18 protein-coding genes and 2 pseudogenes are annotated in these 13,838 nt (G+C 35.0%); 10 read left to right on the plus strand and 10 right to left on the minus strand.

The window, feature by feature from the left end; genetic code table 11:
* The first annotated feature begins 15 nt into the window (after positions 1-15).
* Together HMPREF9456_RS11675 and HMPREF9456_RS11680 are read left to right on the plus strand one after the other, a co-directional pair.
* A complete protein-coding gene (locus tag HMPREF9456_RS11675; RefSeq protein WP_006843743.1) occupies positions 16-378 on the plus strand; it encodes an MmcQ/YjbR family DNA-binding protein in 363 nt (120 codons plus the stop codon).
* Between the two features lie 93 nt (positions 379-471).
* Entirely contained in the window at positions 472-861 is a 390-nt protein-coding gene (locus HMPREF9456_RS11680; protein ID WP_006843744.1) for a DUF1398 domain-containing protein, read from the plus strand.
* Positions 862-910: 49 nt separating this feature from the next.
* On the opposite strand, the gene HMPREF9456_RS11685 is transcribed toward HMPREF9456_RS11680, so the two are convergent.
* Both HMPREF9456_RS11685 and HMPREF9456_RS17070 read right to left on the minus strand, forming a co-directional pair.
* Positions 911-1,414 (minus strand): ORF6N domain-containing protein, encoded by a 504-nt coding sequence (locus HMPREF9456_RS11685; RefSeq protein ID WP_006843745.1) that lies wholly within the window; start codon positions 1,412-1,414, stop codon positions 911-913.
* Positions 1,415-1,465: 51 nt separating this feature from the next.
* Positions 1,466-1,675: pseudogene (locus HMPREF9456_RS17070) on the minus strand (tyrosine-type recombinase/integrase); the annotation flags it as partial.
* Between the two features lie 298 nt (positions 1,676-1,973).
* Here HMPREF9456_RS17070 and HMPREF9456_RS11695 point away from each other — a divergent pair.
* From HMPREF9456_RS11695 to HMPREF9456_RS11705, 3 genes are read left to right on the plus strand one after another with little or no spacing between them, the layout of a single operon-like run.
* Complete coding sequence (locus HMPREF9456_RS11695) at positions 1,974-3,203, plus strand: site-specific integrase (protein ID WP_006843746.1); 1,230 nt, start codon at positions 1,974-1,976, stop codon at positions 3,201-3,203.
* A gap of 11 nt (positions 3,204-3,214) precedes the next feature.
* Complete coding sequence (locus HMPREF9456_RS11700) at positions 3,215-4,435, plus strand: site-specific integrase (protein WP_006843747.1); 1,221 nt, start codon at positions 3,215-3,217, stop codon at positions 4,433-4,435.
* Positions 4,432-4,788, plus strand: coding sequence for a virulence RhuM family protein (locus tag HMPREF9456_RS11705; RefSeq protein WP_006843748.1), 357 nt, complete (start codon positions 4,432-4,434; stop codon positions 4,786-4,788). Before HMPREF9456_RS11700 ends, HMPREF9456_RS11705 begins: the two co-directional genes overlap by 4 nt.
* A 126-nt stretch (positions 4,789-4,914) precedes the next feature.
* On the opposite strand, the gene HMPREF9456_RS11710 is transcribed toward HMPREF9456_RS11705, so the two are convergent.
* The 7 genes from HMPREF9456_RS11710 to HMPREF9456_RS11740 form a co-directional block, all read right to left on the minus strand.
* A complete protein-coding gene (locus HMPREF9456_RS11710) occupies positions 4,915-5,619 on the minus strand; it encodes a hypothetical protein (RefSeq protein ID WP_006843749.1) in 705 nt (234 codons plus the stop codon).
* The gene (locus HMPREF9456_RS11715; RefSeq protein WP_006843750.1) at positions 5,619-8,636 is read right to left on the minus strand and encodes an HsdM family class I SAM-dependent methyltransferase; all 3,018 of its coding nucleotides are present in this window, start codon (positions 8,634-8,636) and stop codon (positions 5,619-5,621) included. Before HMPREF9456_RS11715 ends, HMPREF9456_RS11710 begins: the two co-directional genes overlap by 1 nt.
* Before the next feature lie 63 nt (positions 8,637-8,699).
* Positions 8,700-8,975, minus strand: a complete 276-nt coding sequence (locus HMPREF9456_RS11720) for a hypothetical protein (RefSeq protein WP_006843751.1) — start codon at positions 8,973-8,975, stop codon at positions 8,700-8,702.
* Between the two features lie 3 nt (positions 8,976-8,978).
* Complete coding sequence (locus tag HMPREF9456_RS11725; protein WP_006843752.1) at positions 8,979-9,377, minus strand: hypothetical protein; 399 nt, start codon at positions 9,375-9,377, stop codon at positions 8,979-8,981.
* Between the two features lies 1 nt (position 9,378).
* Positions 9,379-10,032: a hypothetical protein gene (locus HMPREF9456_RS11730; RefSeq protein ID WP_006843753.1), complete on the minus strand. Its 654-nt coding sequence runs from the start codon at positions 10,030-10,032 to the stop codon at positions 9,379-9,381.
* Between the two features lie 334 nt (positions 10,033-10,366).
* Positions 10,367-10,663: a helix-turn-helix domain-containing protein gene (locus HMPREF9456_RS11735; RefSeq protein WP_006843754.1), complete on the minus strand. Its 297-nt coding sequence runs from the start codon at positions 10,661-10,663 to the stop codon at positions 10,367-10,369.
* Positions 10,656-10,943 (minus strand): helix-turn-helix domain-containing protein, encoded by a 288-nt coding sequence (locus tag HMPREF9456_RS11740; protein ID WP_006843755.1) that lies wholly within the window; start codon positions 10,941-10,943, stop codon positions 10,656-10,658. The genes HMPREF9456_RS11735 and HMPREF9456_RS11740 overlap by 8 nt, the downstream gene beginning before the upstream one ends.
* A gap of 458 nt (positions 10,944-11,401) precedes the next feature.
* On the opposite strand from HMPREF9456_RS11740, the gene HMPREF9456_RS11745 reads away from it, so the two are divergent.
* Genes HMPREF9456_RS11745 through HMPREF9456_RS17075 form a run of 5 tightly spaced genes read left to right on the plus strand, consistent with a single transcriptional unit; the run spans position 11,402 to position 13,378 of the window.
* Positions 11,402-11,638 (plus strand): hypothetical protein, encoded by a 237-nt coding sequence (locus HMPREF9456_RS11745; protein ID WP_006843756.1) that lies wholly within the window; start codon positions 11,402-11,404, stop codon positions 11,636-11,638.
* Between the two features lie 20 nt (positions 11,639-11,658).
* Positions 11,659-12,660, plus strand: a complete 1,002-nt coding sequence (locus HMPREF9456_RS11750; RefSeq protein ID WP_006843757.1) for a hypothetical protein — start codon at positions 11,659-11,661, stop codon at positions 12,658-12,660.
* Between the two features lie 36 nt (positions 12,661-12,696).
* Positions 12,697-12,957 (plus strand): hypothetical protein, encoded by a 261-nt coding sequence (locus HMPREF9456_RS11755; RefSeq protein ID WP_006843758.1) that lies wholly within the window; start codon positions 12,697-12,699, stop codon positions 12,955-12,957.
* The gene (locus HMPREF9456_RS11760) at positions 12,944-13,177 is read left to right on the plus strand and encodes a hypothetical protein (RefSeq protein ID WP_006843759.1); all 234 of its coding nucleotides are present in this window, start codon (positions 12,944-12,946) and stop codon (positions 13,175-13,177) included. The genes HMPREF9456_RS11755 and HMPREF9456_RS11760 overlap by 14 nt, the downstream gene beginning before the upstream one ends.
* 45 nt (positions 13,178-13,222) lie before the next feature.
* On the plus strand, positions 13,223-13,378 hold the full coding sequence (locus tag HMPREF9456_RS17075; RefSeq protein ID WP_081462090.1) for a Cas9 inhibitor AcrIIA9 family protein: 156 nt from the start codon (positions 13,223-13,225) through the stop codon (positions 13,376-13,378).
* A 148-nt stretch (positions 13,379-13,526) separates the two neighbouring features.
* Here HMPREF9456_RS17075 and HMPREF9456_RS11765 read toward each other — a convergent pair.
* A pseudogene (locus HMPREF9456_RS11765) lies at positions 13,527-13,838 on the minus strand (tyrosine-type recombinase/integrase); the annotation flags it as partial.

Raw genomic sequence — 13,838 nt, forward strand, 5'->3', positions numbered from 1 at the left:
ATACCTGTTGATGTTATGAACATTGAAGAGTTTCGCGAATATTGCCTATCCATAAAGGGTTCTGAAGAACAGTTTTCCTTACAAACCAAGAAGATACTTGTTTTTAAAGTTGTGAGCAAGGTGTTTGCATACCTCTTGATTGAACCGGAAGATAGTATTTTCAAGGCATACTTGAAATGTGACCCTGAGAGATCAGTCGAATTACGAGAAAGCTACCACGGAATAAATCCGGACAAATTCGTAACTCTTATGTGGAACTGGATTACATTAGAAAGCGATGTGCCTGATGAGTTGATCAAAGAATTGATTCAGCATTCAGCAGATGAAGTGATAAAAAAACTTCCCAAAAAGAAACAGGAAGAGTATCGTTTATTGTAATATTTTTGATTTAGAAATAGGAGTAAGATTTGCTGAACAATTATTTCGCAAGGCTGTTTTAGCTTAAAGCAATAACTACAAAGCCGAAAAAATATGTTTACAGTAGAACAAATAGAGAAAGCACACAAAAAAGTGAAGTCCGGTGCTGATTTTCCCAAATACATCCAGGAAATAAAGCAAATGGGAGTTGTCTCTTTCGAAACATGGGTAAAAGATAGCCACACCGAATATTTTGGAAAAGATGACTATAAAACATCCTCAAAACCTCAGTATTCCGAGCTGTCGATTGCTGACAATGTTGATAAGGATAAATTCATCTCTTGTTTGAAAATTCACCAGCAAGGGAAAACCGATTATTATACATTCTGCACTCATTGTGCTGAAACAGGAATTGAAAAATGGGTGGTTAATCTCAATGCAATGACTTGTATCTATTTCGACAAAGCAGGAAATGAAATTCTAAAAGAAAATATACCTCATTAACTTTGGCGAACCAGTCATTTTTGTGACCGGTTCACCAGAGTATTTTTCTTTACTCGCTTGAAGTTCTATACCCGATAGGCTTTCTTGGTTTGTTTTCTTCTTCTTTCTTTGCAGCAAGTTCAGTAAGAGCCTGATAAATATCATTGAACTGCAAATTTGTTTCAACCATAAATGTTTCAAGTTTCTGATTCAGTTCAGCATATCCCAAAGCATACTGGCGAAGAGCAACGAATGCCCGTACGATCTGAATATTCATTTCAATAGCTTTCTGGCTGTTAAGCAGTCCGGCAAGCATGGCAACACCATGTTCCGTAAAAGCATAGGGCAGTTTGCGAGTACCACCCCAACTTGATGTTCCATTTTGGAATATCAAGTTAAACTCTTGGTTATTCAACTGGAACATAAAATCGTCAGGAAACCGACCGATATTTCGTTTAACAGCTTTATTCAGATTGGAAGTTGTTACTTCGTATAGCTCTGCCAAATCTTTGTCAAGAATTACATGTAATCCCCGAATCCGATAAATCTTGTTCTGAATGAGTTGCAATTCCATATATTATTTATTTCTAATGTTTTACTTCTAAAATCGTTACCTGTTCGTTACCTAAAGGGCAACTTCCTTATATATCTTCTCGATTCCGGTAAATCTTTCGGAAAGTCCTTTCATATCTTCGCTAATCTTGCTGTTGGTTATGCGGGCGTAAATCTGGGTGGTTTCGATATTGGTATGTCCCAGCATCTTTGATACGGTTTCAATTGGTACGCCTTTGGCAAGGGTAGTGGTTGTCGCAAACGTGTGGCGGGCAAGGTGAAAAAAACACAAGAAAAGGGATATACGCAAATCACAATACTTCAACAGGTAACAGTCTTTAAATTAGCATATTTGCTTAGATTTAGGAGGTTCGTAAAATTGGAATCTAAGCAAATCTTAGACAGACTTCAGTTACTAAGTCGTTAACCGCTCAGTTACTAAATTAAAACAGGTAACAAGATGCGAACAAATGAACTTATTATGTATTGATTTGCTTATCATTACGCACTAAAGAGCACTTATATAACAGGTAACTTTGCCGTTGTTTTGCAACGGCAAAGGACAATAAAAATATAAGTGTATGAAAACAGAAAAATTCAAGGTATTACTCTACCTCAAAAAGAGTAGTCCTGACAAATCGGGTAAAACTCCGATAATGGGACGTATTACTGTCGGCAAGTCGATGGTACAATTCAGTTGTAAACTTTCTTGTACATTTTCGCTATGGAATCCGCGTGAAAGTCGGTTGAATGGAAAAAGTAAAGAAGCCATAACGACCAACGCTCAGTTGGATAAGTTGATGCTTTCCATCAACGAAGCCTACGACACACTCATTGACCGGAAACAACTTTTCGATGCCCAAGCCATCAAGAACTTATTTCAAGGAGCAATGTCTGCCCAAACAACTTTGTTACAACAATTCGATAAACATATCGAAAGCGTTAAAGAGCGTATTGGCATTGATCGTTCCCCAAGAACACTTCCCAATCATCTCTATACAAAACGAGTTGTAGCCGAATTTATCAAGGAAAAGTTTAATGCTTCCGATTTGGCTTTCGGTCAGTTAAGCGAACAGTTTATCCGGGACTTCCAATCTTTTGTATTGGACGATAAAGGACTTGCACTTGATACCTTACGACACTATCTAGCAATCCTAAAGAAAGTTTGCAAGATAGCTTTCAAAGAAGGTAACTCGGATAAAAACTATTTTGCTTATTACAAGCTACCCAAACAAAAAGAAAGTACCCCTAAAACCCTAAGTCGGGTAGATTTTGAGAAAATTCGGGATTTAGAAATACCTGAACGTCGCCGATCACATGTTATTACACGCGATATGTTCCTGTTTTCCTGCTACACGGGCACTGCCTACATTGATACGGTATCCGTCACCAAAGATAATTTATCAACAGATGATGATGGTGCATGGTGGCTCAAATACAAGCGGGGCAAAAACGGACAACTTGCCCGTATCAAATTGTTACCGGAAGCCATTGCCCTGATTGATAAATATCGGGACGATAATAGGGAAACACTTTTTCCAATGATACATAACGGAACGATTAAAAGAAATATGCAAGGCATACGGATTCTTGCAGATGTCAAAGGGCGTCTCCACTATCACATGAGCCGTCATTCCTTTGCCAGTCTGATTACACTCGAAGCAGGTGTACCCATCGAAACAGTATCAAAGATGCTCGGTCACAGCGACATAAAAACAACACAAATTTATGCCCGTGTGACCCCTAAAAAGCTCTTTGAGGATATGGATAAGTATATTGAGACAACAAAAGATTTAGTATTAACCCTATAATATCAACGATCATGCGAAGTACATTTAAAATATTATTCTACATCAACCGCAGTAAAATAAAAACCGACGGCACTACTCCTATTCTGTGCCGTATCACGGTTGATAATAAACAGACAGTTTTGACAACCGGAATCTATTGTGAACCGAACGATTGGAACAGCAAGAAAGGAAAAGTACGAGACGGGGCGACCAATCATAAATTGGATAAACTTCGGGAACGTATCGAACAGACCTATGAAGAGACTCTTAAAGAACAAGGGGTTGTCAGTGCAGAATTACTCAAAAATATAGTTTTAGGAGTAAATACTGTATCCACTTCTCTTTTACAGGCAGGTGAAGCGGAGCGTGAACGACTAAGAAAACGCTCACTGGAGATTAATTCAACATCCACCTATCGACAATCAAAAACAACCCAGAGCAACCTGCGTGATTTTGTCCTTTCACGGGGGATGGATGATATTGCCTTTTCTGATATTACGGAAGAGTTTGGGGAATCGTTCAAAAGTTTTCTGAAAAAGGATTTAGGCTATGCTACAACCCATGTGAATCACTGTCTATGCTGGCTGAACAGGTTGGTTTATATTGCAGTTGATCAGGAAGTGTTAAGAAGTAGTCCAATTGAGGATGTGGAGTATGAGAAGAAAAATCCTCCTAAATTACGGCATATTACCCGAAATGAACTGAAAAAAATCATGGAGACTCCAATGCCCTATGAACGACAAGAGTTGGCTCGCAGAGCATTTATCTTTTCAGCCTTTACCGGACTTGCTTTTGTTGATGTGCATAACCTCTATCCTCAGAATATAGGTAAAACAGCGGAAGGTAAATTATATATCCGAAGTAGCAGGGCTAAAACAAAGGTTGAAGCATTTATTCCTCTACATCCGATAGCAGAACAAATATTGATGCTTTACAATACAATCGATAATACTGCGCCTATTTTTCCATTACCAAGTCGGGATCAGATTTGGTTTGAAGTTCATGAGATCGGCTTTGCTTTAGGAATCAAGGAGAATCTCAGCTACCATATGAGCCGACATTCGTTCGGAACCCTTATGCTATCGGCTGGTATTCCCATTGAGAGTATTAGCAAAATGATGGGACATACCAATATTTCGAGTACACAGATTTACTCGAAAGTAACTGATGATAAAATATCGGAGGATATGGACAAGCTAATGGAACGAAGAAAAGTAATTAAGAATAAAGCATCTCAACCGATAGAGCTATGAAAAGTACAAAAATCAAGATAAATGATAATGGAGCTGTACATGTTCCAAGAAATGTTAGAATGGGTATTGCAGAGATTGCCGAACTTTTTGAAATTTTCTATCAAGTGGCAAAGAAGAATATTCGTTCTATTGAGGAATTAGGTATTTGTATAGGGGATCAGTCGATGAGTGGAACAGTTAAAGGAGCCAAAATCTTCTCCGATTATTACGGTTTGGATATGATAATCGCTATTGCTTTTCGGGTGCAATCGCCTAAAACTTATGCTTTTCGTAGATGGATTCTCAATAAGGTGATGAAAAATGATATAGCAACTACACTAGTACTACCTTCGCAGAAGGCGTTGTTGAACTAAATCAATAAGGTAAATAAAATATAACTTAATTTTAAAGGGCTGAACTTTTTTGTTTGTTTAATTAAATACAAACTCAATTGTTTGCCCTTCTAACTATTGACTTGATGAAAGTATTAGAATAATATTCTAGTTCTGTTGTTTTGAAAAATCGATCCAAAAATGTTTCAATTGGATATTATCATCATATACTCGATATGAAATAGAAGAATAGCTAGTCAAAGTCTCATTTTCGCTATTAATGATAAGTAAGTCATTTTGTAGCCAAGTTAGTCTATCATCACTTGCATTCTCAATTTGCTCCTGTATCCAATTATTTACTTTTTGAATCCAATACTTCGGAGAGTCTGTTTGGATATATCCAATAATTCCAGCATGAACAACATCTTTACCATGACGTCCATTCTTAAAACGTTCGATACCTCCTGAATTTGTCACACATTTATTGTTTAGATATTGGCCACAAACATATTCTTTCTCCCTTTTTTTAGGTAGCTTAGAGTTTAGCCTTTTAGCTTCAAATTTAATTAGTGAGGGGGAATCATCTTCAATATTATTTTCTTGAGCGTATGCATAAGTCCCAAATACAGCAAAATCTGTTGATGTATTCTCTTTATCATCTTCTATGTTTTGATGGTGAAAGTAGAATGGATATTCGGATGGTTTTTTCGAATTTAGAGTTTTACAGAGTTTGTTCGTTATTGCATTTTCATTATCATCCTTTTCCCCTCTAAAACCAATTAGTGTCGTTGATAAATAACTATAGATTTTATTGATTATTGTATTATCAGGAGCACTGCTCAATGTGCCAAATGTATTATTTATCTCTCTCATTATTTTCCCTGTCTAAATAGATCAACAAATGTTTCATCAGCATCTCTCACAGCAATTGAAGGTAGCCAGTATCTCCTTTGATTAGGTTTATACAAGAAAATAACATTCTTATGATATACCTTCACAATTCTCTTTATCCATAAATTATATCCTTGTTTTTTATCTATTAGTCTCTTAAGCTTAGATTCAATTTCTTCTATAGACGAGGGTATATCTATTTCAGGTTTATCTCCTAAAACAAATGGATATGCAATAAATTCTTTTCCTATAATTGGAGAGAAGGGTTGGAAATTTTCATAAACGGAATTAAGGATATCACAATAATATTTTCCAAAGACGACTAGCTCTTCTTCTGCAAATAGTGAGTCTAGTACAACACTATTTTCTCCTGCTTTTCTAAAATCAGAGTAATAATCAACTATATCATTTAATAGTTTTTCTTCTATATTATCTAGAGGTATTTGAGGATATGGCAAATTTAAAATATCTCCTTTCAAAGGAACACCCTCTCTCGAAGTTAAAACTTGACCGCTTAGTAACCACATCAAAGAGACACAATTTTCATCTTTTAGATAATTTCCAAGCTTTTGCAAATCCGCAATGTCACTTTCAGGTGAATGGACTCCAAATATTTTATCTTTAAAGGTCAAGTATTGATCACTATAAATTACCGGAATAGATCTACCAGTTACACTTTCTTTAATTAATAAATGAGGAGGTTGAAAAACCTCTTTGTTAGTTTTCGTTGACCTATAAAAATATTTGATGTTACAGGTTTTTATAGATTTAAGACCATTCTCGGTAAAACCATCTGTTTCAACATAATTATATCCTGTAATCCAACCAGCTTTGTATTTAGCTTCTAAAGCTACAAACTCCTGTATTTCGTCTTCTGTTTTACGATCTTTTGAAGAAAGGTGTTTCACCCTTCTAATGTTTTTTGAGTTTGGTGCTTCTATCCAACCTTCTGCAACCTTCCAATTATTGTTCTCAACTCTTTCATTCAGGTATTTTCCGACCGTTTGAATATTAACATCTGTTATCTTATTTAATAACTGATGAAGTCTTCCCCCACCCATAAAATTAGCTTGCCATACACTAGGTAGGTTAATCGCCGATTTATAAGATACTTTATGTATATCGTAATGATCTATTTCGAAGTCTATTTTTTCCCCAGAAGCTTTTGTTCGTCTAAAAATACTATGAACACAAGACCTTTCTTTATGATCTGCCCTTTCAGCGAATACAGTAACTACAGCAGGTTTAGCACTAGAGCTACTTCCTATAAATAACTTAGCTCTTAATGACGTGAAGTCAAAAAATCCTTTGATATAATATTGCTCAAATAAATATTTCCGAAAGTCGTGTGTATTGGTATTATATAAAACAGGACCGGAAGGTAATATTAGGCAACAATTCCCTCCCACTCTTAATAATTTGATAGATTGCTCTAAGAATAATAATGCTATTTGATTATCTGGTATGTCAGGACGTTCAGTATTATTCTCTTTTTCTTTTTTATCTACGAGATTGGCCCAATCGGTAAATTCTGAGTTAAAGGGCGGGTTACCAATTATGAGATGAAAATCAGACTTTATCTTCCCTTCATGTAATGTCTTAAAGAAATCTCCTTGATATAAATTATAACCAATAAGATCATCAAAGTGTACATTTCTCCATATTTCTCGAGGTGACAAAGAATCTAACAAAGCAAGACCTAGACTAAAATACGATAATGTAACAGCTTCATCTTCTAAATCGCAGCCAAAAATATTCTTTTGTAACAAGTCTTTAAGTTCCTGAATATTTTCTTTTTTAGGCTTCTTCCAATTATTTTGAACCCTCCACCATTGAATCATCCTTTTAAAAGCTCCGACAAGAAAAATTCCAGAACCGCAAGCAGGATCTAAAATCTTAAAATTTTGTTTAGGATCTTTCAATGGCATACATTGATCAATAAGGAATTGAACTAAATATGGAGGGGTATAGACTACCCCCTTCTTTTTCTGACCATTTTCATCGGCTAAAAAATCTTCATATATATGACTAATTAACTCAATCGGAAGATAATTAAATTGGTATAACCGCCAAAGGCTCATTTGTCCTATCCCTTGGTTACCTTCTGTGAAAAATGAAACATCTCCTTTAACAAAATGTTGAAAAAGAGTAAGATCTACTTTTTCTTTTAGTGCTGATAATTCATTGTCATCTAAAAGGAAAATTTGCCCATTAAAATGTTCTTTACTAGAAAGCTCTTTTAGGACATTAACGAATGTATCAACATTCTCCAAAACACCTTCCAATGTTGGATCATCAGGATTATATGCTTTGTAAAATTCATTCGGGTTTAGTGCTCCATTACCATCTTCATCTTTTCTCTCCTCAAGATACTTTATAAGTATCAGCATCATTAAGATTCGTTTAACTAGTGCAGCATTTTCATTTCCTACACGAGAGATAATATTTGACTTGACGTTTTTTAGTTGTGATAGCAATTGTTCGTAGGCCCCTTCTTCATATTTAAATTGCTTACCTTCATTAGAATCCCAGAATAAACCAGAGTCAAATTGACGAACATTATATATGTCTAGTTTCTTTTGTATATCATCTAACAAGTCAATAAAATCATGTGGTGATGTAATAAAATCATTTCCATCTGTATCCCATTCTGGCTTTTTCCCACAGTTATATATTAAAATTTGAGATGCTCTAATTATAAAGCAAAAGGGAACAATTCCTGCATTCCATAACTTATGATGAATATCTGCTTCATTATTATTAATATTTTGTTCGGATTCATCATAAATATAAATCAGGGGTTTAGGGGGACGATTGTCATTATAAAATCGAAAATAGACAGCCGTAGCCTCAAATTCAAAAGCTTGTTCCAATGCTAGAAATAAATCTGGATCATTTTCGTCCGCTCTCTGAGAAACTAAACGCAAACCAGATGTATCACTAGACATTCCTAATTTACCTAAGGCTGAGTGAAATACTATGTTAGAGTCTTCACTCATTATACTAAGTTATTATTAAATGTATAAGACAAGTTATTCATAATATACTATCTACTGGATGAATTATTTATATTTTTCGATAAAGTCTCTTATTATTTGTACATCCAATTCTGGAGTAAAACCAAGTCTTACAGTCTCTTCCCAATAAGGCTCAGAATTGCAAGGGTTGCTTCCTGCTCTGAATTTTGCATGGAATAAATCTGAGTTTTCATACTTTTCAAATACTTTCATTATTAGATAATCATCATCTGCTAATTTTAAGAAATTCAAGTTGCTTTTTCTACATTCTTGAAATCCAAAGTGGAATAATACAGACTCTACTTTTTGTAAAAGGCTCATAATTTATTTCTCTTTTAATTTTTCGTAATGAACTTGCATAATCTTCAATAATTCAGTCTGATTCATTTTATAACAATCGACTTTTTTATATTCCATTTCAAATGCAACTTCATCTGTAAACTCATCAACTTGTCTTGATGTAAGTTCCTTATATCTTTTATCGTAATATTCTATATTACTCTTTAATAATCTTATGAAATGAGCAATAAAATCACTTGGTTTTCTAAATCGAATTTGAATATCATTGATTTCTACTAAATAAAATTCAATATTGGAATTTAAACTTTTCACTAAATAAATATTTCTAAGCTCGATACCGCTATATTTTAAATATTTAGCAAATCTAATTCCTAATAAATTTGATAGAATCTTGTATGTTTCAGAATCATAATCGCCTATCATGTTATTTCTTCTTCTTTTTTCTGATTTTTATAATTTCATTTTCAACATAAGAGGATTCTTTTTTAATATCATCTAATTTATCTCGAAACATTTTGTACTGATTAACATCTTTAAATAAATTGTGTTCAAATTCAACTTCATTGAAAATAAGAGTCCACATATACAAAAAGAGTTCCTTAGATGGCGTATTTAATTTTGAAATAATAAAATCGAAATATAATTGCCATTTAACCCAATGGTAATAAGAATCAAAAACTAGCCATTGTTGAACATACATAGAGATAAATTGATTCAAATCATAGATTCTAAAAGAGTATTTCAAGGGAATCTCTTCCTTAATTTGATGTTTCTCTAATAGGTCTTCATATGATTTAGCAGACACTTGATGACCAAAATGATTTACCCCAATAATCTCGAAGAAATAATCATTTTTTATTGCTTCAGTATACTCCTTATCTGTTTTATAATCATGTTCTAGGTTTATTGAAATACTGTCGTGTTCTACAGTACCTGTTTGTATCCATTTTTTGAAACTGAAGCTCGAGTCTATCTCTTCCCCGAAAGCATCAGTTAAATTAATTGCACGCTCAAAAGTTTTCCACCAAAATTGCGGAGAAAAATAAAATGCTTTTAAATTGACACTTAAATCATCCATGAGTTATTCTGAATAAATTGTTTTCAATCTATGATATATGTGAGCATTAAATGACCTTTTTTCATACCCACTTGACATAAGTTGAATAACTACGATAAAGATAACATAAACTTTTTTTTATAAAAAATCTATTTTTAAAACCTTATCCACTCAGATTTTCAATTCTTAGGAAAATGAATCAAGCCTATTGGGAATTCAGTCAGAAACGATATAACAACTATACTTTTGTTACCATTGCAAAATGTAACGCTCAACTAATGCAGGGCATCATAAGCAACAGAAAACAGGCTTCGAAGTAAACTCGAAGCCTGTTTTCTGTTGTAACCAATAACCATTATTTCAGTTCTTGAACATAGTTTCTATCCAATATCTTCTGAATATCGGATTCCCGATACAGGGTTTTACCTCCAAATTGAAAGTAAGGGATTTTACCCTCAGTACGATAGAGCTGTAATGTCCTTCTGCTTATTTTCAATTTCTTAGCCATCTCTATATCAGTCAAAAATCGTTCTCCGAAGAGCGATGGTTTGTTGGAGGTCAGGACAATTTCAATTCTATCCAACATCTTGTCGAGCAAAGTAAAAAACTTCTTTACCCGTTCGTTCCTCTTCGTTAAAATGTCATTATCCATGCTGTTGTATTTCTAATTCTTGAATAAGTTTTTTCACATCTTTTACTCTATAATAGAGTTTCCGACTAATCTTGGTATAGGGCAACATACCATTGTCTCGATAGCCTTGAAGGGTACACTTAGATATGTTGAGCATTTGACACACGTCTTGGTTATCTAACCAATCTTCAAGTCCTTTACTGGTATGTTCCTCACATAGCTTATTCACTTTATGAGCGAACAGCTCAAACTGCGTCATCATCGCCTCGAATGTTCGAGCTTCTATATACATTATCTCCATAGTAATTTACTTTTTTGTTCATACTATGATTACGGGGGAGCAAATATAAGTCATTAAATTACAGCACACATAAGTAATTTATAGGCTGGTAGCTTTAGTCTATACTTGTCTATGCCTAAAAACATTTTATACTCTTTCGATAGCTTCAGGAAAGAGTAACCGGGATTTTTTCTACCTGTTTCATAATTTCTTCCCCTTTAAGCGAAATGTCATCAGAGCCTAGTGAGTATTCGATTTCAGTCGCAAAGGTATTCCGTGTTCTTCACGCTGACAGCAAGGTCAAGCCCTAAAGGGTTTGGCGAAAAATCTTCCTCTTTCCCTTCTTCTTCTATCCTGGCGAGCGTATTTATTCGTCAAAACCTTGCACAGCTAAACACTACCCTTTTTTAAGCTACTGAAACTCGAATACTCCTCACCGGCTCCGATACGGCATAGCGTTAAAAAAAAGGTCAGAAATTATGAAACTAACAGCAGAAAAAAATAAGAAACAGCGATCCTTCTACCTTCCAATTAGCATAGGTTGGGTTTTGAAAATAGTCTTAATTATCGTGGGTTACTCTTTATGGGGAGCAGGGTTTATTTGGGCTTTGGTGGGCTTGTATCTCTTCTATGATGTGCTTCGGGGTATTCTTTCGTGCCTGCTGATGTTGGGTGCTGTAATTACCCTTATTTATCTAATGCTTACTTATTTATAATCCCTTAATACACAAAAGTTATGACAAAGGTATTTTTATTAGGTGCGAACAAAGAAATAGACAAAGCGGTGCAAGTGGTAGATATTAACCAAGTTATCCAAATGGAGGGGTATAGCTATCACAGCTATGTAGTGTACGACATTACAAAAAATCAATGGGGTACCACTTACAAATTGATAAACCTAACGACAAAAGATTTTCATACAGCCGATATTATCCGACCATTGAAAGAGAAGTTTGGCATTGGATTCTATTACGACAGCGACAACCCTCAATTTATGGACAGCTTTGAAGTAGCAATACTTCTGCAAGAAGCACAAGCCAAAGCCAAAGAAGAAGCGGACGAGAAAGAAAAAGAACGTATACGAGTAGAGGAAATTAAGGTAATCGGGAGCAAACGCTTTGCCGAGATACTTCCCGAAAATGCTTTGGGCGTTATCGTAGCAAGATTGAAACAAGATGAGAGTGACAGCCAAACCGATTATTTTGCATCAAGAACAACACGGACTGTCATTTTAGGCTTTTCTACTCACAAAAGAGACATCTTTTCTGAAATGCGTAAACATGCATCCAACTTCGAGGAAACAGCCTATTTAGCGGAGTACAACGCAGATTATGAACATCGGGAAAAGTATTCAATGGGTGCAGGGTACTATTTAGGAGAGAGCAAGTATCATGGATGGATAATTGAAAAAGTCTCTATGTACAGCCGTGAGGGTATGATAAAGGAATTTGCCTACACCGCAGGGAATGAAGATAACATCCGCATCAAAAAGACCGATGACACAACGCCACCGCCACCAAGCGACAAGAACGGCACAAGCAAAGCCAATTGTACAGTCGTAGAGTATTCAGAGAAAGCAGTAGCGGTATTTGGAGAAACAAGAGCCATCAAAGACGAACTCAAAGCAATGGGAGGAAAGTTTAACAGCAGACTGACCTTTAACGAAAAAAGGTTAGCAGGATGGATATTTTCAAAGTCGCAGGAGCAACGCTTAGCGTACTACTTTGGATTGAATTAATTATCAGAAAACTATAACTACAAAATATAGGATATAATGAAAAAGAATAGAAAAGTGACAGCCGAATCTGTAACAATCAATTTCAGAAATTATGGCAAAATAGCAATCCCTAAAGGTGTTTTAGTGACCAATGAGACGGCAATGGGAATAGATGACAGATACAATTTTGTTGACGAATTTGATTGGATTGATACCAACTACCCCCAAGTAGCACGATCATTAAAAATGGATGCTCAAAACTATGGAATAAATATACCTAAAGAACATATAATCACTCAAGAAGATGAAAACATTTAAAAGAGCAAACCTCCCCGAACAAATAAACTATAAGAGCAAAGTTTATAAAGTTGATATTAGGTTAAGTGCTTTGTATTCGATTGGTAGAACAAATAAATTACCGAATGATGCTATTATAGTCAAGGTATTAAGCCGAAAACTGAAAAGCAGTACCGATATATATAACAGACCTTACAAGCCTTCAATTTTTATATTCACTCCCATAGAGCCAAAGAAATAAAGTATTCACAAGGGGCGGTAACCCTGCCCCACAATAACCAAAGACATGAAAGCAACAAATCATTTTCAAAATACGATAAAAGCATATTTAGACAAACGTGCCGAGATAGACTTACTTTTTTCATTTCGTTACTCCCTACCCGAAAAAAAGTTAGAGGATTGCTGTTTATGGATAGCTATCCATAAAACACATTATGCGTAGCTATACATTATGTTTAGATAACAGCTTTTCTCTTTTTAAAAATCCTATATTACAATCAATTAGAGGATTTGCTTAACGCTTTTTCTTTACATAATAAATTTCATCCGCTCGTCTTTGTATTGACTGGCGAACGGATGAAATAAGATTTTTATCGGAAGCTCATCAACTCTTCAAGTAATCCCTTGTCCTTTTCCCATAGATTTTCCGATTCAATATTGGGGCTTAGTCGTAAATAAGCTCTTTCTATTGCCTCTCTTTTTTGCTTTGAGTCTGAACGTGCATATATTTCTGTTGTCATAACAGAAGAATGTCCAAGAATATCCCTTATATGATGGAGTATAACTCCGGCTTGAAGCAAATGCATTGCTTTTGTGTGCCGAAGTGTATGGCAGCTTATATGTCCTGTGAAAAATGCAGGATTTTCTTTTCTTGTCTTTATCAACATATTTATCTAGGATGT

Origin of the sequence: Dysgonomonas mossii DSM 22836 (genome assembly GCF_000213575.1) — a bacterium.
Classification (GTDB): Bacteria; Bacteroidota; Bacteroidia; order Bacteroidales; family Dysgonomonadaceae; genus Dysgonomonas; species Dysgonomonas mossii.